The sequence below is a fragment of the Celeribacter sp. ULVN23_4 genome (assembly GCF_054788345.1).
Genome location: NZ_JBTVYO010000002.1, coordinates 433459 through 453801, shown reverse-complemented (window position 1 = coordinate 453801; position 20343 = coordinate 433459). Strand labels below are relative to the sequence as shown.

The following is a 20343-nucleotide window of genomic DNA, read 5'->3' as shown; positions in this document are numbered from 1 at the left end:
TAAGGTCTTGTCCATGACAGTCCGGGCAGTCGTCGCAGGCGTGGGGCACTACCTCCCCTCCCGCGTGGTCGAGAACGCAGAGTTCGAAAAAACCCTCGATACATCCGATGAGTGGATCCGCACCCGTTCCGGGATTGAGCGGCGCCATTTTGCCGCCGAGGGGGAAACCACCTCCATGATGGGCGCAAATGCCGCTCGGGCCGCGTTGCAAGACGCAGGGCTTGAAGCCTCCGACATCGATGCGGTGATCGTCGCCACATCGACGCCGGATCTGACCTTCCCCTCCGTCGCGACCATGATCCAGAAAGAACTGGGCATGTCCTGCGGCTTTGCCTTCGATGTGCAAGCCGTTTGCGCCGGGTTCATCTACGCCCTGTCCAACGCCAACGCCCAGATCATCTCCGGTCAGGCGAAACGCGTGCTGGTGATCGGGGCCGAAACCTTCTCCCGCATCATGGACTGGGAAGATCGCTCCACCTGTGTGCTCTTTGGCGACGGCGCAGGCGCTCTGGTCCTCGAAGCACGTGAAGAGGCCGGTACGCCACAGGATCGCGGCATTCTCGCCGTCGATCTCAATTCCGATGGCTCCTACAAAGACATGCTCTATGTCGATGGCGGCGTTTCCACCACCGGCACCTCCGGCAAGCTCCGGATGCAAGGCAACGCCCTGTTCCGTCAGGCCGTGGTGAAACTGGCAGAAACCGCGGAGAGCGCGATTGGTAAGGCGGGTTTGGCGCCCGAGGACATCGACTGGATCGTCCCGCACCAAGCGAATATCCGCATCATCGAAGGCACGGCGAAAAAGCTCGGCCATTCCATGGATAAGGTTGTCGTAACCGTTCAGGACCACGGCAATACCTCTGCCGCTTCGATCCCGCTGGCCATGTCGGTCGGCAAGGAACGCGGCCAGATCAAGGAAGGCGACCTTTGTGTCGCCGAAGCGATCGGTGGCGGGTTGGCTTGGGGCGCTGTTGTTATCCGTTGGTGACACGGCGTAAGCCTGCGAAAGTGAGGCAAACCTGACCATTCGGACAGGTTCGGTATCTCAACACCTTCGCCCAAGTCATTGATATTGACGCAAGCTTGCCAAACTGCCACTCTCCACAACAACCGTTTCACAGGGGGAGAAAGAAAAATGAACAAGACTTTGACCCGCATGGACCTCAGCGAAGCCGTGTTTCGCGAAGTTGGCCTGAGCCGCAATGAATCCGCTGCGCTTGTCGAAAGCGTTCTGGGCCATGTGTCCGACGCGCTTGTCGCGGGCGAGACCGTCAAGATTTCGTCTTTCGGCACTTTCTCCGTCCGCTCGAAAGCCGAGCGTGTCGGCCGCAACCCGAAGACCGGCGACGAGGCTCCGATCCCGGCGCGCCGCGTCCTGACCTTCCGTCCTTCACATCTGATGAAGGACCGTGTGGCGGCAGGCAACAAATCGTAATTCCGCTTAAAGGTTTGATCTGAAATGGATAAATCACCGGACGCCTTCCGCACAATTAGCGAGGTTGCCGATTGGCTGGACACGCCCGCACATGTTCTGCGGTTTTGGGAAAGCCGATTTACTCAGGTCAAACCGGTCAAACGTGCGGGTGGGCGTCGCTATTATCGCCCCTCCGACATGGCGCTTTTAGGCGGCATCAAGAAGCTGCTGCATGACGACGGCATGACCATTCGCGGGGTGCAGAAACTCCTGCGCGAACACGGCGTCAAATATGTCGCCTCGCTGTCTCCCGTGATCGACGGCGTGGACCCCATCGCGGCCCCCGCCCCGGAAAAAGCACCGATTCCCCCGGCCCCTATGGCGGAAATGGTTCCGCAGGACGATTTCGAAATGCCTGAACCGGAAGAGCGGGTGATTCCTTTTACGCGCCCGGCCCCTGAAGCCGCAGAGACAGACGTCATTCCTCAGAAAAAAACGACAGGGCTGCCAGGACAATCGTCTTTCGATTTTGATCTTGGGTCGGAGAGCGTGAGCGACGAAGAGCCTGAGCTTTTCGAGACATCTGAAGAGGATGAAACCATCGCGGAAGATGTTTCCCCTGCTCTCGAAACCGCCGCTTATTTCGCTGCAAGCGAACCAGCTGACGACGAAGCCGCGGACGACGAAACGGCGGAAACCGACGACACCAGCGACGACACATTTTCACCCCCTGACCAGATCGAAGGCGCGCCCGAGATCACAGAGGAACTCGCACAAGCCCCGGCAGAACCGCTTGGGCCGCATCTCCTGCTGCAATATGATCCCGAGGACGACGATCCAATCGAATTCCCGCACCATGTCCTGCTCGGACAGCTCAATCATCGCCAGTTGAGCAAAGTCGCCCCGGATGAAATCGCGGACCTGTTGGTGCGCGCCCAAGCGCTCAAAGACCGCTTGGCCAGCTGAGATCGCGACGCGTCAATTCACGGGCATCTTCTCCAAAATATTTGCCCGAAATATTTGGTCTGAATTTGCCAAATTAACGCTTGCCCCCGCTCAGGAAATGACTATTTAAGGGGTCCACATCGGGCTATAGCGCAGTCTGGTAGCGCGTCCGTCTGGGGGACGGAAGGTCGCAGGTTCAAGTCCTGCTAGCCCGACCATAACACCTCAAAACCGCTCGCAACCCTCTGGGCTTGCGGGCGGTTTTGCGTTAAAGCTCTGTGATCAGATACAAGATCTAGCGGGAGGATCGTCATGGGTGTTTTGGCCGATCATGCCATTCGTGATATGCTTAAACGTGGCGAAATTTCCGCCGAACCATCCGTCATCGACGCTCAGGTGCAACCCGCCTCCCTCGATCTGAGGCTTGGCACGCGGGCTTGGCGGGTGCGCGCCTCTTTCCTTGCGGGCGAAGGCCGCACGGTCGCAGATCGGCTGTCCGAATTCGAGATGCACCAGATCGACCTGAGCGACGGTGCGGTTCTCGAAAAGGGCTGCGTCTATGTCGTGCCGCTGATGGAAAACCTGTCTTTGCCCGAAGGCATTCAGGCCGTCGCCAACGCCAAAAGTTCGACCGGTCGTCTGGACCTTTTGACCCGTCTCATCACCGATGGCGGCGTCGAATTCGACCGTATCGCGCCGGGCTATGACGGTCCGCTCTATGCCGAGATTTGCCCTCGCTCTTTCTCCGTGCTTGTCCGTCCCGGCATGCGCCTCAACCAAGTGCGTTTCCGCGCCGGACAAGCCGTTTTGAGCGACAAGGAACTTCAAGCGCTGCATGCCGAGAGCCCTCTGGTGAATGGCACGGCGGTGATTGATCAGGGCCTTGGGTTTTCCGTCGATCTCAAACCCGCAGACGGCACGCTCGTCGGCTATCGCGCCAAGCCGCACACTGGGGTGATCGATCTCGACAACATCGGGTTCTATGACCCTGCGGAATATTGGGAGCCGATTTATTCCAAGACCGGGCAGATCATCCTCGATCCGGGCGCGTTCTATATCCTAGTGAGCCGCGAAGCCGTCCACATCCCGCCGGATTATGCCGCCGAAATGGCACCTTATCTTGCGATGGTTGGTGAATTCCGCGTGCATTACGCGGGCTTCTTCGATCCGGGCTTTGGTCACGCTGGCGCAGGCGGCGCTGGTGCGCGCGGCGTGTTGGAAGTCCGCTGCCATGAGGCGCCTTTTGTTCTAGAGCACGGGCAGATCGTCGGTCGTCTGGTCTATGAACGGATGGAAGATCGCCCGGACCGGCTTTACGGTGCCGATCTTGCCTCCAACTATCAAGGACAGGGTCTCAAGCTCTCGAAACATTTCCGGGCTTGAAGCAAGGCTCTGTCGCCAAATGAGTGTCAGGTATGGCGATCAGAACTTCCCGATACGACGCGTCACACGCGCCACTTTGCGCGCGCGTTTGACGGTTTCGCGGCTCTGCTTTGCCATCCGCGCCTGATCAGCCGACTGCTCCGCATCAAGTTCATCGCCCTGACCCGTTTTCCCGACCCGGCGCTTTGCGAGGCTCTTGGTGCCCGCGTCGATCCCTGCGTTGACGCCCTTGTTCACCAACGTGCGCACCACACGGTTGATGATCATGTTGATCAGCCTGTCCAAATTCATGTCCTGCGCCTTTGTCTTTTGCCTGTCTTCACGGCCAATACCCCGGATCTAAAGCGTTTCGACTTTAACTTGATCTATCACATAAAGTCGAAACGCCCGCTCCGCTTGGACGTTGCTCCGCGTTTCTGCTCAAACCCTGATTCAGGTTTAAGTAGAAACGCTTTAGCACGAGAATGTGGCCTTTCCACGGTCAACCTTATGGATCGTTTTAGGATTCATCCTCAAAGAGATCGTCCTGTTCCTCATCCGCGCCAGCCTCATCATCAAGCCCCGGCATCGGACGGCTCTCCAAAAGCCCTGCGGCGCGAAGTTCCTTGACGCCCGGAAGATCGCGCGCGGTTTCCAGACCAAAGTGATCAAGGAAAGCGGGCGTGACGACATAGGTCACAGGACGTCCCGGCGACATCCGGCGGCGACCAAAGCGAATCCATTCCAGTTCCATCAGCTGATCAAGCGTCCCACGCGATACGGAGACGCCACGGATTTCTTCGATCTCGGCGCGGGTACAGGGTTGATGATAGGCAATAATCGCAAGCGTCTCGATGGCCGCGCGGCTGAGTTTGCGGGTCTCGACCGTTTCTTTCTGCATCAGAAACCCGAGGTCCGAAGCGGTTCGGATCGCCCAAGCCTCACCCACACGCACAACCCGCACGCCCCGCCCTTCATAGCGTTTCTGCAAAAGTTCAAGCGCGGCTTTCGGCTCGCAGCCGTGCGGCATGCGCCCGGCAAGATCGTTGATGGTCACGGGATCGGCGGAGGCGAAAAGCACGGCTTCGACCATCCGCTCCTGTTCGGCCAAGGGCGGTGCCTCGAACAGGCTCTCTTCTTGTTCCATGTCCTCAGCCATGTTCTCTCCGTGGTGATTTGATCTGGCGGGCCTTGATCTCGATCGGCGCGAAAGTGCCGCCTTGGCGTATCTCGATCTGTCCCTGCTTGGCGAGTTCGAGAGAGGCCGCAAAGGTTGCAGCCGTGGCCGAGCGCCGCTTTTTCGGGTCCATCTCCCAGCCTTCGGGCAGGTAGCTCGACAGATCGGCCCATTCGACCGCATATGGGATCAGATGGCGCAGCTTTTCCAGCGCCTGTTCCATCGACAGGATCGCCTCGCGGTCGAGCACGAAAGGCCGGAATTCGTCCTTCGTCCGCACCCGTGCATAGGCCTGCATCAGATCGAGCAGGCTTGCGGTGTAGGTGACGTTCCGCAGGCGTTGGACCTCTTCGGGAATGCCGCGCACAAAGAAATCGCGCCCCTTCTGATCCCGCGCCATGAGTTTGGCCGCCGAGTCACGCATCGCTTCGAGGCGTTGCAACTGAAAGGCCAGATGCGCGGCGAGCTCTTCGCCTGAGGGCCCTTCATCGGTCGGGTCCGGAGGCAAAAGCAAACGCGATTTCAGGAAGGCAAGCCAAGCCGCCATCACCAGATAATCGGCCGCCAATTCGATCCGAAGTTCTTTCGCCTTCTCGACAAAGAGCAGATATTGCTGCGCCAGATGCAGGATCGAGATTTTCATCAGATCGACCTTCTGCGTGCGCGACAGTTGCAGCAGAAGATCAAGCGGACCTTCAAATCCGTCCACATCCACGATCAAGGCTTCTGCGGCGAGGCGTTCCTCGACCGACAGAATATCGGAAATGTCGAATTGATCGGGATCGGCCATTCGGGCCCCTTGTTATGCGCTTACGGGTTTAAAAACTCTTCCGCCAAAGCGTCTATGTCAATGGGCACATAGGTTGGTCGGGCCTGAGCCGCACGATCTGCACGCGCCTGTGCCTTCGGCGTCATGGTGCCGAGCGTTGCAATCGCTTCCATCTCGGCCAAGTCGCCATTGCAATGAAGCACGAGATCACAGCCCGCTGTAAGGGCTTTCTCGCCACGCTCAACCACCGTGCCCTCAAGCGCGCCCATGGAAATGTCATCGGTCATCAAAAGGCCCTGAAACCCGATCTCCTCGCGGATCACTTTGATCGCGGCGGGGCTTTGCGTGGCCGGACGGTCGGGATCAATCGCGTCCATGATGATATGTGCGGACATTCCCATGGCGAGATCATTCAACGCCCGGAACGGTGCGAAATCTATCTCCAGTGCCTCACGGCTGACAGTCACGCGCGGTAGGCCCTTGTGGCTATCAACCGTCCCCCGCCCGTGGCCCGGAAGGTGTTTCATCACCGGGGCAACACCGCCCCCGACCATCCCGTCCACCAAGGCGCGCCCAAGATCCGCGACCTGCTTAGGATCAGCGGACAGGCAACGATTTAGAAGGAAAGGATGCGTGTCCGAAGTCGCCACATCGAGCCCCGGAACGCAGTTCACGTCAATACCGACAGAGTGCAGGTCTTCCGCCAAAAGCCGTCCGCGCAGCCACATGGCCCGCTCCGGGTTTTGCGCCTGTTCGACCTGATCCAATGGTGGCAAGAACTCACGCCAATGCGGCGCGCGCATCCGTTGCACGCGCCCGCCCTCCTGATCGATCAGGATCGGCGCGTCTCGACCAACAGACTCACGCAAGGAAGACGTGAGTGCGGAGAGTTGCTCCGGGTCAGACACATTGCGCGCAAAAAGGATGAACCCGAACGGATTTGCATCCTTGAAAAACGCACTCTCTGACGCCGTCAGGGCAAGCCCTTCACAGCCAAGAATGAAAGCACCCTGCCCCATAATCGTTCGGATCAGCGCTGAACCGTCGGCACGCAGGCCGCGTTCATTGCGGTCAAAGCGGCACAGAAACGGTTGGCGTCGGACGCATCGGCGAACCCGTAGGCGCGGAGCCGATAAAAGGTCTTGCCGCCGCTTTCCGCCTTCTCGATGACGCGGGTCTTGTCTTCCATCAGATCGGAAAACTTGCCGTAGAGACGATCCCATTCCGTACGGGCTATGTCCTCGGATTGAAACGCGCCGACTTGAACCAATCGGCTACCAGAAGGCACCTCAGATGCGGGCATTTCCTGCGTGGATTTCGATCCGGCCACAGCCGACAGAATATCTCCGGCAACACCATCAAGGCTCGCACTCGAACCGCCCTCCAGAGAGGCCAAACGCAGCGGGCGCGCCGGGCGGAGTTTCGGCACAGGCGAGGACATGACAGTCGCCTCAGGCGCATCTTCTTCTGCGATCAACTTCGCCGCCTCGTCAGCCGTGTTGGCAACAACGTCCTCGACACTGTCGAGTTCAAGCGGGTCTTCTTCCACCGCCACTTGCTCAAGCGGCGCGGCGGGTTCTTCCGGCGTCTGCACATCATAAGCCGAAGTCGATGGCTCATAAGACGACAAAACGGGCTGAAGGCCCGCCATTGGCTGATCCTCTTCGGTCAGCTGCGCCTCGGCCGGCGCCAGAACATAACTGTCTGCGGGCGGGGCTGCGGAGCCGTCGGCGGTCACGGAATTGACCGCGAGCCCCTGATGCATTGCCAGTTGCCCACCGGGCTCATCAGGCAACACGCGAGCAGCGCCTTCGATGGCGCGGATCACAGGCACACCGCTGACGTCACGCACCAAGAGTTTATAGCCCCAAATGCCGAGCCCGATGATCAGAGCGAGCGAAATGATCGCCGCAGCCCATTGAGCCGGACCAAGATGCGGCCCACCGGTCGGCTCTTCCTCGACATCTGTCGTGTCATACACATAGGCCGGGCCGGACTTGTAGGACGCCCGAGGATCTTGGAACCCTTTCAGGGACGATCGGGGCGTGGTTTGTTCATAATGCACATGTTCATGCGCAAAGAGCCGATCTTCGTCAGGCGCCTCTCCCAAACCGGGATGGTCCTGTCCTGACTGTTGATCGCCTCGTGACATCATGGGCTCGGGACGTGCGCCATACATGTACTCAGAGCTTTCGTTCTGATCCTGCGGCGACGTGTAGCCTGTTCGCAGTCGATCCTGCACCATAATAGCCTCACTCAGTTAACCACATTAAACTTAACGGGTTATCAAATGCTCTTAAGAAACCGCATGAGGGGTCTATTGCCCTCTTTTATACAGCGGTTCCCCTTTTGGTTTCTGGCCTGTCAGTTGCGCAAGTGTCAGTGCTTAGCGCATTTCTTCAGCCGGAGTTACGCCAAGGATACCAAGACCTGCGGAAATAACAACGGCGACGGCGCGCGGTAGGGCGATTTTCGCCGATGACAGCTCTGCATCATCCTGAAGGAAACGCAGCGCTTCGTTCTCGTTGCCCTTGTTCCAGAGCGCGTGGAAGTCAGAAGCCAGCTCATAGAGATAAAACGCAATCCGGTGCGGCTCATGACCTTTCGCGGCGATCTCGACCTGACGCGGGAAGTCAGCGATCTTGCGGGCAACGGCAATTTCGGCTGGGTCGTCGAAGCGGGGGCTGTTGGAGAGCGTGATCCCCTGCTCCTCTGCCTTGCGAAGCACCGAATGCACCCGCGCGTGCGCGTATTGCACGTAGAAGACAGGGTTGTCTTTCGACTGCTCCAGCACCTTGTCGAAATCGAAATCGAGCGGCGCATCGTTTTTGCGGGTCAGCATGATGAAGCGGGTCACGTCTTTGCCGGCCTGCTCGACAACATCGCGCAGGGTGACAAACGTCCCTGCCCGTTTCGACATTTTGAAGGGCTCACCGTTTTTGAACAGCTTCACGAGCTGGATCAGTTTGATGTCGCAGTTCACCTTGCCATCAGACAACGCAGACACAGCCGCTTTCATCCGTTTGACATAGCCACCGTGGTCGGCGCCGAAAATATCGATGATCCCGTCAAAGCCACGCTTCACCTTGTCATAGTGATACGCGATGTCGGGCGCGAAATAAGTCCAGGACCCGTCGGATTTCTTCACCGGGCGGTCAACGTCGTCGCCATGCTCGGTAGATTTGAACAGGGTCTGCTCGCGCGGCTCCCAATCTTCCGGCGTTTTGCCTTTCGGCGGCTCAAGAACGCCTTCGTAGATCAGACCTTTGTCGTCCAACTCCTTGAGCGCAGACTCAATCAGGCCCGTGCCGTAGAGCGATTTCTCTGAGAAGAACACGTCCATCTCGACGCCAAGGCTGGCGAGATCGGCGCGGATCATCTTCATCATCTCGTCGGTGGCGAATTCGCGCACTTCCGGCAACCAGTCGCTTTCCGGTTTATCGAGAAGGCTCTCGCCGTATTTCGCTTTCAGCGCCTCACCGACGGGCTTGAGGTAATCGCCCGGATACATGCCCTCGGCAATTTCCGGGTTGAGACCGTTGGCCTCCCGGTAACGCTCAAACGCGGAGCGCGCGAGGACATCAACCTGCGCGCCGCCATCGTTGATGTAATACTCGCGCGTCACGTCATAGCCCGCGAAATCCAGAAGAGAGGCCAGCGCATCCCCGAACACCGCACCGCGCGTGTGGCCGACGTGCATCGGGCCGGTCGGGTTGGCGGAGACATATTCGACATTGATTTTCTTGCCCGCACCCAGGGTGGAACGGCCAAAGGCCTCAGCTTTCAGGACTGTTTCGACCAGCCCGGACCACACGCCTTCCGCAAGCCGCAGGTTGATGAAGCCGGGACCGGCAACATCCACGCTGTCGATGCGCGGGTCGGCGGCGAGCTTCTCGGCCAGTTTGTCGGCAATATCGCGCGGCTTTGCCTTGGCGGGTTTCGCCAGAACCATCGCGGCATTGGTCGCCATGTCGCCATGCAGCGGATCGCGCGGCGGTTCCACCGCGACATTGGCAAAATCGAGCCCCTCGGGCAGCACGCCCTCGGCGGTCAAAGCCGTAAGGCTATCGATCACAAGAACACGGATATCGGCGAACAGGTTCATGACGTCTCTCTAATTTAAAGCTTGGCGCGGGTTTACCACGCGTATGGCGAAGGTCAACGGGCTTGACCCTACGCAAGCTCGGCTTGCGTCTGTTTGTTTTCAGCCTCTGGCGGGACGAGCGCCACAAGCTTCACCCCCGGCCCCATTCGTCCGCGCGCGGCGCTTAGGCGACTGTCTGTGCGCCGCCGCTTAAGCCCATCGCGTGCCGTTTCCTTCTGATCTTCCGGCAGGCTTTCGATCGCGGCCTCCGCACGGCTCGGGAACAACAGCTCCGCATCCTCCTGCAAGAAGCGCTTGAACACACCACCGGAGGTGATCCGCCCGAGAAGCTGTGCGTGGGGCCGCTCCTCTTTCCACTGATCAAACCCGTAATCTTCGCTCAACGGTGTCGCGGTGACCCGCCATCCGCTGCGCATAAGCTCTTGCAACTCGCCAAAGGTCTTGCCGCCGCCAAAGGGCCGCCCGCCCAATTGCGAGGGCAAGGCATGGCGGGCACGCTCGCCTTTCTCACGGGCAATCTGCCACACCTGCTCGCGGCCAAACTCAGAGCCGAAGTCCGTCGCGACAAGCGTGTTATAGGCGTCGTTCTCAGTGGCGGCGATCAGGGTCTCGAAGGACAGGATCTCAAGACTGTCTTCCGCCGCCTCGCCCAGAATATCGCCGTAAAACACCGGCAATCCCGCCGTGCGCGGGCGCAAAAGCCGAGCATGGTTCGGATCGGCGATCAGCACGGGGATCTCCTCGCGCTTCAAAACCTCGCCCAAGGCGGTTGTGAACCGCGACCCGCCCAGCATGAGCACACCGGGACGCCCTTTTGCGGCCAGTCCCAGCGCCCGCGCCACAGGGGCGAGCGTAAAGCCGTGCAAAACGACCGTCGCCAGCACCAGAACGAAAGCCAAAGGCCCGATCACGGCCCCGTCGGACACGCCAGCTGCGGCAAGGCGTTGGCCGAACAGACCTGCAACCGCAACCAGCACGACACCGCGCGGCCCCGTTAGGGCGATCAGCAATTTCTCATTGCGCGGCAGCCCCGTGCCAATCAGTGAAATCAGCACCGTCAAAGGCCGCGCCACAAGGATCACCAAGGCAACGAAAAGCCCGGCCCGCCAAGTCAGCTGCCCCAGAGAAGCAAAGTCCATCGACGAGGCGAGCAAGATAAACACCCCTGACACCAGCAGAACGGTGGCGTGTTCCTTGAACCGGCGCAATTCCTCGAAAGACGGCAGGTCAGCATTGGCAATGATCAGCCCCATGATGGTCACCGCCAAAAGACCGCTTTCATGCAGCACCATATTGGGCAGTGCAAAGGCGACGAGAAGCGAGGCGAACAGCACCGGAACTTTCATATATTCCGGCACGAAAGCGCGGCGGAAAGTATAGGAAATCGCCGCCCCTGCCACGACCCCGATGACCAGAGCAAAGGCAATGCCACCGCCAAGCTGTGTCAGAGCAACGCCAAGACTTTCCGCCTCCCGCGCCACAAGCACGAATTCGAACGCCAGAACCGCCGCCAAAGCGCCCACCGGATCGTTGACGATGGCCTCCCATTGCAACAGGTTCGCGGGGCGTTTTTGCAGCTTGGCCTGCCGCAAGAGCGGCGCGATTACGGTCGGCCCGGTGACCACCATAATGCCGCCGAACACGGCTGAGGTTTCCCAGCTCAACCCCGCCGCCCAATGCAGCGTCGCCGCCGACAGAAACCATCCCAAAGGCGCCCCGATCACCACCAGACGCATCACGCCTTTGCGCGCATCGCCCAGCTTGTGCAGATCAAGCGTCAATCCACCCTCAAACAGGATCACCGCGACCGCGAGCGAGATCAAAGGCTGCACCAGATCGCCAATATCACGCTTTGGATCGAGAATGCCGAGCGCCGGGCCGATGATCAGCCCCGCCGCCAGCATCAAAACGATTGCGGGAAGTTTGAGACGCCAGGCAAGCCATTGCGCGCCGACCCCCAGCGTCCCAACAAGAGCAAAGGCCTCGACCGCGCCCAATCCCGTCACATGTTCTGTCGCCATGCTGCGGTTTCCTTTGTGCGTTTTCCTAAGAGATCAGCTACAGAGCCGCTCAAATTCCTGAATGGCAAAACGGTCGGTCATCCCGGCCACATAATCAAGCACGATCCGCGCCAGTTCCGTATCGGAAGTGACGGCCTCGACCTCATGCAGCCATTCTTCCGGCAAAAGTTCGGGCTTTTCCATGAACAGCGGGAAGAGCGTATTGACCATATGGGTGACGCGTTTGCGCTCTTTCACCACCGAAGGAGCGCGATACATCCTTTTGAAAAGGAATGATTTAATCGCTTTCAGGTTTTGAAAGAACGGTTTCGAGAACCGAATGATCGTGCGATCCATATCGCGAATATCCTGCGCCGTTTCGGGCTTGGCGCTTTCAAGGCGGTTGGTCGCAATCGTGATCACGTCCTCCACCATATAGCCGAAAATCCGACGCAAAGCTTCATGGTCACGCCGATTGCGCTCAAGTCCCGGATAGAGGCGATCCACCTCCTCATAGGCCGGACCGGTGAGTGGCAGTTCCATAAGGTCTTCGGCGGTAAAAAGCCCGGCGCGCAACCCGTCGTGCAGATCATGGTGGTTGTAGGCCACGTCATCGGCAATCGCCGCCACCTGCGCCTCGGCCGATGCAAAGGTGTGAAGTTCCAGATCGAACAGGTCATTCACCTCCTTGAGCGCATAGGGCAGCGGCGCCTCCTCGGGGTGTTTCTTCTTGTCCGCATAGGGACCGATGATCGGACCGTTGTGTTTGGCGATCCCTTCAAGACTTTCCCAAGTCAGGTTCAACCCGTCGAACGTCGCGTAATGGCGTTCCAGCTTGGTCACGATCCGCAGCGCCTGGGCGTTGTGATCAAAACCGCCATAGGGCTCCATCAGCACTTCAAGCGCGTCCTCTCCGGTGTGCCCGAACGGCGAATGGCCGAGATCATGCGCCAGCGCGACGGCCTCCGCCAATCCTTCGTTCAACCCCAGAGCCCCGGCGATGGTCCGCGCCACCTGCGCCACCTCGATCGAATGGGTCAGACGCGTGCGGTAATAATCGCCCTCATGTTCGACAAAGACCTGCGTCTTGTGTTTGAGACGCCGAAAGGCCGAGGAGTGGATGATCCTGTCACGGTCGCGCTGAAACGGGGAGCGGAAGGTGGAAAGTTCCTCCGGATAGAGCCGTCCACGCGTTTCAAAAGGTTGGGTCGCATAGGGTTTCAACATCTGCTCTTTCCGAACGCTTGCGCGTCCGTCCTTATCGCTGTCTTGTCGCTGTTCCTTCTCAGGACTATATTGTGGACAACTCTCCGCGACAAACAGATGACGTGGAGTTTTTGCAATAAACCGCTGTTTTTTCAGCCTGAACGCCCGGAAGACACACTATGGCCCTGACCTTGCCCCCGAAAGTCACCGATCGCGCCTATGCGCGACTGGCCGAGATCAACGAAATGACCGGCGAAGAGAAGGCTCTGCGCGTGGCGATTGAGGGCGGCGGCTGCTCCGGGTTTCAATATGACATCACTCTGGACGAGCCTGCCTCCGACGATGTCGTCCTAAAAGGCGAAGGCGGCGTGGTTGTGATCGACCCGGTGTCTCTGCCCTTCCTTGAGAACGCCGTGATCGATTTCACCGAGGAACTGATCGGCGCGCGTTTCGTGATCGACAACCCGAACGCGACCGCCTCTTGCGGCTGCGGCGTCTCGTTTTCGATGTAATCCGCCCGCGCCGAACGGCGTTTTTCGCTTTTCGTGATGAGGGAGGTCTCCGGACCTCCCTTTTTCTTTGGGCTTTCGAAGCTTACGCGCCGGCGCCAACACCGACGTTAAAGTTCAACTCAGCCCGAACACGGCACAAAAGGCGCTCGTGGTCCTGACAGAACAAGGCTCGCAAGTCGCGACATCCACTTTGCGTGACCTCGACAATATGGGAGACACGCGACAATGAGAGACGAAAAAGCCCCAACAAAGGGGCTTTTTCGTTTCACACTCAAAGCACGGCCAACTTGATACGAAATTCAATGACATGTCCGTCATGCATAAGCGCACAAGCCATACTTCACCTTGCCACACACGAAATCGTCACTTTTTGCGCGCATTATTGTGAACTTTCAGCCTCTTACATCACCATATCATTGAGACCATATGAGACGGGAACAAGGTTGCACCTGATCGCAACCTCACAAAGAAGAAGAAAAGGACCAAAATTATGACCGCTCATTCCGCAAAAACCGTTATTGCCGCCGCCGTGCTCGCCGTTGCAGGTTCTGCCGCATTCGCTGGCACCAACTACATCAAAGTTGGTGAAGCACAAAACACCAACTCCGGTGTCACGCTGGACCTCGTCCGCGCCGATGCCGATGGCGTGATCTACGCTTATGATGCCCGAGACGGTGCGGAAGGCACTGTGCTGGGGTCCACTCCGGTACATGCTGGTGCGAACACTCATGTTCGTGTGAACTTCACAACCCAGCCCCTGACCGATGTTCTGACGGTTCTTTACACGGATGGTACATCAGTGCCTGCTGCGACTGCAAAAGTTTCCGATAAATAATCGGAAGTTATCTCTCCTTGTCAAAGGCCCCTTAACGGGGCCTTTTTCATGACCGCTTGCAATTCTACGCCCGCCCTGCTCAAAGCGCAGAATGGAGCATGTCGATACAATCATCTTGGGTGCCGGTGCCGCGGGGCTGTTCTGCGCGAAATTTGCAGTCGCAAAAGGCGGTTCGGTTCTGGTCATCGACCACGCCAAACGCCCTGCGGAAAAGGTGCGGATTTCTGGCGGCGGGCGTTGCAACTTCACGAACATGTATACCGAGGCCAATAATTACCTCTCCGGCAACCCGCATTTCGCCAAATCCGCTTTGGCCCGCTATACCCAGTGGGATTTCATCGACCTGCTCGCCGCGCACGGCATCACCTGGCATGAAAAGACCTTGGGACAGCTGTTCTGCGATGGGAAATCGGCAGCGATTGTCGAGATGCTTCTCGCGGAGGCGCGCCCCGCAGAGATCAGAATGCACACCACAGTGAATGATATCCGCCATGACGGCGAGACGTTCCACCTCCTGCTCTCCGGCAAAACCGTCACGTGCCGCCATCTCATCGTCGCAACGGGCGGCAAGTCGATCCCGAAAATGGGGGCCACCGGGCTTGGCTATCAGATCGCGTCGCAATTCGGTCTCCCGATCACCGACACCCGCCCCGGGCTTGTCCCGCTCACCTTTGCCCCGCATGAGCTGGAGTGGATCGCCCCTCTGGCCGGCACCGCGCTGGACGCGCGCGTGAGCGCGAATGGCACCTCCTTTGACGAAGCGCTGCTCTTTACCCATCGCGGGCTTTCCGGCCCGGCGATCCTGCAAATCTCGAATTACTGGCGCGAAGGCGATGCGATCACCATTGATCTGCTGCCAGGTCAGAACGCTTTCGAGGCGTTGAAATCAGAGCGGCAAGAAAACGGACGCCGACAGATGCAAACCGTTCTGGCCACGCTGTTCCCCACAAAGCTCGCACAAGCGCTCAGCGACAAATTCGCCCTCACCGGAAATCTCGCCGATCACTCGGACAAGGCGCTGCAGGCGCTCGCGGATCAATTGCACAACCTCACGCTCAAGCCCACCGGCTCCGAGGGCTATCGCACCGCCGAGGTGACTTTGGGCGGCGTCGACACGGACGCGCTCTCCTCGAAAACGATGGAATCCAAAACCATTCCCGGCCTCTATTTCATTGGCGAAGTCGTCGATGTGACGGGCTGGCTCGGCGGGTACAATTTCCAATGGGCCTGGGCCTCGGCCGCCGCCGCAGGGCGCGCCATCGCGGATAAGGGATAAGCTCTTTCCCTCCTCGATCACTGCCCCTAAAAAGGAGCCAAAAGAGGGAGAGCCCATGAAAATCGCCAGCTTCAACATCAACGGCATCAAGGCGCGCGTGAACGCGTTGCAGGACTGGCTGAAAGAGGCCGAGCCGGACGTGGCGATCCTTCAAGAGATCAAATCCATCGACGAAAACTTCCCGCGCGAGATTTTCGAGGATATGGGCTACAATGTTGAAACCCATGGGCAAAAATCCTTCAACGGCGTGGCGCTCCTGTCGAAACTGCCGCTGGAAGATGTGACCCGTGGCCTTGCCGGTGCCGAAGGCAACGGTCGCGACGGCGGCGATGACGAGGAAGCGCGCTATATCGAGGCCACGGTCATCGGCGACAAAGGCGCGATCCGCATCTGCGGGCTGTACCTTCCGAACGGCAATCCCGTCGATCTCGACAATGACGGCCAGCCCGTACCCGGCTCGAAATACGACTATAAACTCAAATGGTTCGACCGGCTCACCACACGCGCCAAAGAGCTTCTCGCCGAAGAACAGCCGTTCCTCATGGCGGGCGACTATAACCTTATCCCGCAGCCCGAGGACGCCAAGCGCCCGGATGTTTGGAAGGATGACGCCCTGTTCCGCATGGAAAGCCGCGCAAAATTCCGCGCTTTGACCGCGCTCGGCCTCACCGATGCGCTGCGCGTTCGCAACGGCGCGCCGGAGACCTTTACCTTCTGGGATTATCAGGCTGGCGCGTTCCAAAAGAACGACGGCATCCGGATCGACCATTTCCTTTTGTCGCCACAAGCAGCCGACCTGCTGACCGACTGTCAGATCGACGCCTTCACGCGCGCCAAAGACAAGCCCTCGGACCACGTCCCGATCTGGGTTGAGCTTGATCTATAAACAGCAAAAGAGGGGCACAAGGCCCCTCTTCTTTTGTCTCTAAATATCCTTCGCGAAGCGAAAGCGCTTCAGCGCTTCTTACCGTTTCGGCGGGCGCTGCTTTTTCACCTTCGGCGCGTCAGCCCGGTCTTTGCCGAGGTGTTTGCGCAAGCGCGACGGCGTCGATTTCGTCTTGTTCTTATAAGGGTTCTTATCCGCCTGAGAGCGGAAGAACAGCCGGATCGGCGTTCCCGGCATATCGAAGTCTTCGCGCAACCCGTTGACGAGATAGCGTTTATAGCTGTCGTTCAACTCGTCCGGATGCGAACACATCACCACGAATTGCGGCGGACGGGCTTTCACCTGTGTCATGTAACGCAGCTTGATGCGGCGGCCACCCGGCGCGGGCGGCGGGTGCGCTTCGGTCATCGCGCCGAGCCAGTTGTTCAGACGCGAGGTCGAAACGCGGCGGTTCCAGACGGCATGTGCCCCAAGGATCGCTTCCTGCAACTTGTCGAGGTTTTTGCCGGTCATCGCGGAGACGGTCACAAGCGGCGCACCACGAAGCTGCGGCAACAGACGGGCAAACTCTTCACGCAGCTCACGCGCCTTGTTCGATTTGTCGGTTTCCGCATCCCATTTGTTGACGGCGACGACAACGGCACGACCCTCACGCTCCGCCAGATCGGCGATGCGCAGGTCTTGTTGCTCGAACGGGATCGACACATCGAGCAGGACGACAACGACCTCGGCGAATTTCACCGCGCGCAGACCATCGGCGACGGAGAGCTTTTCGAGCTTTTCCTGCACCTTGGCTTTCTTGCGCATCCCGGCGGTGTCGAACACACGCACAGGCGTGCCGTTCCAATCCATCGTCACAGAAATGGAGTCGCGGGTGATCCCGGCTTCCGGCCCCGTGAGCAGGCGATCCTCGCCCAAAAGCTTGTTGATCAGCGTAGATTTACCGGCGTTCGGACGACCAACCACGGCGATTTGCAGGGGCTTATCGAGCGTGAATTCACGCGATGCGCCCCCGACATCTTCCCCTTCACCAAGCTCCTGCTCTTCTTCGGTCAATTCAACATCGACCTCCGGGGCTTCCGCCGCTGCGCGTTCTTCATACTCTTCCGCGAGCGGTTGAAGGACGGAATACAGCTCCGGCATACCCTCCCCATGCTCGGCGGAGAGGCGCAGAGGTTCGCCGAGGCCGAGCGAATATGCTTCCAGAAGACCGGATTCACCGGCCTGCCCTTCGGCCTTGTTCGCCGCCAAGATCACATGTTTCGCCCGCTTGCGCAGAATGTCAGCGAACACTTCATCGGCGGGCAGAACGCCCGCGCGCGCATCAATCATGAACAGGCAAATGTCAGCCATATCCACAGCGCGTTCGGTCAGCTTGCGCATCCGGCCCTGAAGGCTTTCATCCGTCGCTTCTTCGAGACCCGCCGTATCGATCACTGTGAACCGCAGATCGCCAAGACGCGCCACGCCTTCGCGCAGATCGCGCGTCACACCGGGTTGGTCATCGACCAGCGCGAGCTTACGACCGACCAAACGGTTGAACAGGGTCGATTTCCCAACATTTGGGCGGCCGACGATGGCGAGCGAAAAACTCATGATATCCTCCGGAACGGGTTCAAGCGGCCCCGATACACCCGTTTGGGACCGAAGGTCAAAGCAATTCAGCGCAGAGCGGCCAAAGACCCATCTTCGAGCAGCAGATACATCACCCCGTTCACCACGATCGGATCGGACGAGGCCCCTTTCGGCAGCTCGACCTTGGTGACCAGAGCGCCGGAGACCGGATCGAACCCGCGCAGCATGCCATCATCCGAGGCGACCCACATTTTGCCACCAGCAGCCACCGGGCCGAAATGCGTGAAGACGGTCTTACGTTTGCGCACCTTGTCAGTGGTGAAATAGGGCAGTTGCACGCCCCAGATACGGTCCCCGGTCGAGGCCGACAAGCGCACCAATTCGTTGCGGTCGGTCACGATAAAGACAGAGCCACCGACAACGGAGGCCACGCTGTAAGCGCCTTCATCTGCGGTCCAGATGCGTTCACCGGTCTCCATAGAGAAAGCGGCGTAGCGTCCGGCTTGGTTGCCCACGTAGAAGGTGTTGCCGACGATCACCGGATCGGAGGTGATGTCAGACACATTCGCGTAGACCACACCTTTGCGCTGCCCTGCGAGAGAAGCCGACCAGTAGCGCAGACCACCTTGGCGGAAGACGCCGTAAATATCACCGGAGGCGAAAGGCAGCACCGCGAATTTGTCACCCACCGCAGGAGAGGCCGCCCCAACACGGGAGGTCACGCTCTCCGGGCCGGACAGTTGCCATTTCACACGACCATCAGAGGTTTGAACCGCCCAGACCTGACCATCGCCTGCAACGACATAGGCCAGACCGTCATAGACAGACAGGCCCGCGTCGCCGACCGCATCAAGGCGCTGACGCCAGCGCTGCGCCCCGGTTTTCAGATCAAGCGCGACAAGATCGCCATATCCGGTCGTTGCATAAAGCGTCTCGCCGGAAATCGCCAAAGTCCCGCCAAACACCTTACCGCTCTTCTCGCCAGCCGGGGTCAGATCGACAGACCAAACCGGCGCGCCGGTAGACGCGGACACGGCCGTCACCTGAGCCGCCGAATCCATCGCATAGATCACACCACCCTGTGCCACAGGATCAACGGTGAGACGCGCTTTGCGGGTCTTGCCCTGGCCGATCTCAGCGGTCCAGAGCAGGCTCGGCGTCCCGGATGTGAAAGCATTGTGGCCGGAGGCATGCATGCGCCCTGCCCCGGTCGACGTCCAAGCATTGCGCGTCACTTGGTTGCCCAAAGCGATCTTGACCGAACGGTTCTCCGTCACTTGAGCCGTGCCGGAGGACAGAACCGATCCGTCCCGCGGATCAAGACGTGTGCCCTGCAGAATTTCTTCCCGCCCGGCACCACAGGCCGTCAACGTCAGCATCGCCATAAAAAGCCCAGCTTTACCCGTCTGACCGATCATCCCCGCACTCCCTGCATTTACTCATTCCGCTCCAACTCAATCCAATCCACGCCTTTGAAAGCGTCGCCTTATTCGGCGACCGGATCGGCTCCGAGTGCCACAATCATCTGTGCCGCGCGCCGACGCAAGGCATTACTGGCTTCCATGTCCTGAGAGATGGCACGATAGCCGTCAATTGCAGCTTGCGCGTCGCCCATTTCGGCCTGCGCAGCCGCGATTTGCTCTTCGGCCAGAAGGCGATACGGTGCCCCCGGGCTTGCGATGGCAGCAAGTTGGGTGATGCGATCTTCCGGCGCGGTTTCGCTTGCCCCGATCATCGCCGACTTGAGCACGGCGAGATCATGGAAAACAGGGTCAAGATTGGCGTCTGCGGTCAGCGGCGCCAAGACGGCCAAGGCCCCTTTGACATCACCCGCATCATAAAGCTCGCCCGCGCGCAGCATCGCAACCGCGATCCGTGCCTCACCCGCATCTTCAATCGTCGCCAAGGATTCGGCACGGGCCTCGGGCGTATCCGCGCCCAAAGCGGCGCTCATCGCATCCCCGGTGGCCTCAGCCGCCGCGCGAGCCTGCGCCTTGGAGTATTCCTTCCAAGCCGCGCCGCCAACGAGCGCCAACACAACGACGATACCGATCCAGCCATATTTTTTCAGAAAAGCAAAAAACTTGTCGCGGCGGACCTCTTCGGTCACCTCGTCGATAAAACTATCGGTATGGCTCACTCTCGCCCCCTGACCGCAGCATGCGGGATCGTTGTCGTTTCAAACTCTTGCCCCCTCTTACCCCGATCTTTGCCGGAATGCCAAGACCTGCAAGAGACCACGGCAACACGCAAAAAACGACGGAGCTGTGCAACGCTGCTC

At 59.3% G+C, this 20343-nt stretch carries 19 protein-coding genes and 1 tRNA gene; 9 read left to right on the top strand and 11 right to left on the bottom strand.

What is annotated here, in order from left to right; translation table 11 throughout:
• Positions 1 to 13: 13 nt before the first annotated feature.
• The 5 genes from ACYBHZ_RS07530 (at position 14) to ACYBHZ_RS07510 (ending at position 3742) form a co-directional block, all read left to right on the top strand.
• Positions 14 to 988, top strand: a complete 975-nt coding sequence (locus tag ACYBHZ_RS07530; RefSeq protein WP_460273640.1) for a beta-ketoacyl-ACP synthase III — start codon at positions 14 to 16, stop codon at positions 986 to 988.
• 147 nt (positions 989 to 1135) lie between these two features.
• Positions 1136 to 1435, top strand: coding sequence for an integration host factor subunit alpha (ihfA, locus tag ACYBHZ_RS07525; RefSeq protein WP_460273639.1), 300 nt, complete (start codon positions 1136 to 1138; stop codon positions 1433 to 1435).
• Between the two features lie 24 nt (positions 1436 to 1459).
• Positions 1460 to 2380 (top strand): MerR family transcriptional regulator, encoded by a 921-nt coding sequence (locus ACYBHZ_RS07520; protein WP_460273638.1) that lies wholly within the window; start codon positions 1460 to 1462, stop codon positions 2378 to 2380.
• Positions 2381 to 2500: 120 nt separating this feature from the next.
• Positions 2501 to 2577, top strand: a tRNA-Pro gene (locus ACYBHZ_RS07515).
• A gap of 94 nt (positions 2578 to 2671) precedes the next feature.
• The gene (locus ACYBHZ_RS07510) at positions 2672 to 3742 is read left to right on the top strand and encodes a 2'-deoxycytidine 5'-triphosphate deaminase (RefSeq protein WP_460273637.1); all 1071 of its coding nucleotides are present in this window, start codon (positions 2672 to 2674) and stop codon (positions 3740 to 3742) included.
• A gap of 39 nt (positions 3743 to 3781) precedes the next feature.
• Here the strand turns inward: ACYBHZ_RS07510 and ACYBHZ_RS07505 are convergent, their stop codons facing one another.
• The 8 genes from ACYBHZ_RS07505 to ACYBHZ_RS07470 form a co-directional block, all read right to left on the bottom strand.
• The gene (locus tag ACYBHZ_RS07505) at positions 3782 to 4033 is read right to left on the bottom strand and encodes a hypothetical protein (RefSeq protein WP_460273636.1); all 252 of its coding nucleotides are present in this window, start codon (positions 4031 to 4033) and stop codon (positions 3782 to 3784) included.
• A 208-nt stretch (positions 4034 to 4241) separates the two neighbouring features.
• Positions 4242 to 4880 carry an SMC-Scp complex subunit ScpB gene (gene scpB / locus ACYBHZ_RS07500; RefSeq protein ID WP_460273635.1) on the bottom strand — a complete coding sequence of 213 codons (639 nt, stop codon included), beginning with the start codon at positions 4878 to 4880 and terminating at the stop codon, positions 4242 to 4244.
• Positions 4873 to 5688, bottom strand: coding sequence for a segregation and condensation protein A (locus ACYBHZ_RS07495; protein WP_460273634.1), 816 nt, complete (start codon positions 5686 to 5688; stop codon positions 4873 to 4875). Before ACYBHZ_RS07495 ends, scpB begins: the two co-directional genes overlap by 8 nt.
• A 20-nt stretch (positions 5689 to 5708) precedes the next feature.
• Complete coding sequence (gene nagZ, locus ACYBHZ_RS07490; RefSeq protein WP_460273633.1) at positions 5709 to 6686, bottom strand: beta-N-acetylhexosaminidase; 978 nt, start codon at positions 6684 to 6686, stop codon at positions 5709 to 5711.
• A gap of 11 nt (positions 6687 to 6697) precedes the next feature.
• Entirely contained in the window at positions 6698 to 7912 is a 1215-nt protein-coding gene (locus ACYBHZ_RS07485; protein ID WP_460273632.1) for an SPOR domain-containing protein, read from the bottom strand.
• A gap of 141 nt (positions 7913 to 8053) precedes the next feature.
• Positions 8054 to 9772, bottom strand: coding sequence for an arginine--tRNA ligase (gene argS, locus ACYBHZ_RS07480; protein ID WP_460273631.1), 1719 nt, complete (start codon positions 9770 to 9772; stop codon positions 8054 to 8056).
• Positions 9773 to 9840: 68 nt separating this feature from the next.
• A complete protein-coding gene (locus ACYBHZ_RS07475; RefSeq protein WP_460273630.1) occupies positions 9841 to 11793 on the bottom strand; it encodes a cation:proton antiporter in 1953 nt (650 codons plus the stop codon).
• A 33-nt stretch (positions 11794 to 11826) separates the two neighbouring features.
• Entirely contained in the window at positions 11827 to 12999 is a 1173-nt protein-coding gene (locus ACYBHZ_RS07470) for a deoxyguanosinetriphosphate triphosphohydrolase (protein WP_460273629.1), read from the bottom strand.
• 164 nt (positions 13000 to 13163) lie between these two features.
• On the opposite strand from ACYBHZ_RS07470, the gene ACYBHZ_RS07465 reads away from it, so the two are divergent.
• From ACYBHZ_RS07465 to xth, 4 genes are all read left to right on the top strand, one after another.
• Entirely contained in the window at positions 13164 to 13490 is a 327-nt protein-coding gene (locus tag ACYBHZ_RS07465) for a HesB/IscA family protein (RefSeq protein WP_460273891.1), read from the top strand.
• A 490-nt stretch (positions 13491 to 13980) separates the two neighbouring features.
• Positions 13981 to 14325 (top strand): hypothetical protein, encoded by a 345-nt coding sequence (locus ACYBHZ_RS07460; protein WP_460273628.1) that lies wholly within the window; start codon positions 13981 to 13983, stop codon positions 14323 to 14325.
• Positions 14326 to 14416: 91 nt separating this feature from the next.
• The gene (locus tag ACYBHZ_RS07455; protein ID WP_460273627.1) at positions 14417 to 15601 is read left to right on the top strand and encodes a BaiN/RdsA family NAD(P)/FAD-dependent oxidoreductase; all 1185 of its coding nucleotides are present in this window, start codon (positions 14417 to 14419) and stop codon (positions 15599 to 15601) included.
• Positions 15602 to 15656: 55 nt separating this feature from the next.
• Positions 15657 to 16487 carry an exodeoxyribonuclease III gene (gene xth, locus ACYBHZ_RS07450; RefSeq protein ID WP_460273626.1) on the top strand — a complete coding sequence of 277 codons (831 nt, stop codon included), beginning with the start codon at positions 15657 to 15659 and terminating at the stop codon, positions 16485 to 16487.
• A gap of 78 nt (positions 16488 to 16565) precedes the next feature.
• Here xth and der read toward each other — a convergent pair whose 3' ends face one another.
• From der to ACYBHZ_RS07435, 3 genes are all read right to left on the bottom strand, one after another.
• Complete coding sequence (gene der, locus ACYBHZ_RS07445) at positions 16566 to 18083, bottom strand: ribosome biogenesis GTPase Der (protein WP_460273625.1); 1518 nt, start codon at positions 18081 to 18083, stop codon at positions 16566 to 16568.
• Between the two features lie 65 nt (positions 18084 to 18148).
• Entirely contained in the window at positions 18149 to 19480 is a 1332-nt protein-coding gene (locus ACYBHZ_RS07440) for a PQQ-binding-like beta-propeller repeat protein (protein ID WP_460273624.1), read from the bottom strand.
• 68 nt (positions 19481 to 19548) lie between these two features.
• The gene (locus ACYBHZ_RS07435; protein WP_460273623.1) at positions 19549 to 20202 is read right to left on the bottom strand and encodes a tetratricopeptide repeat protein; all 654 of its coding nucleotides are present in this window, start codon (positions 20200 to 20202) and stop codon (positions 19549 to 19551) included.
• Between the last annotated feature and the right edge of the window lie 141 nt (positions 20203 to 20343).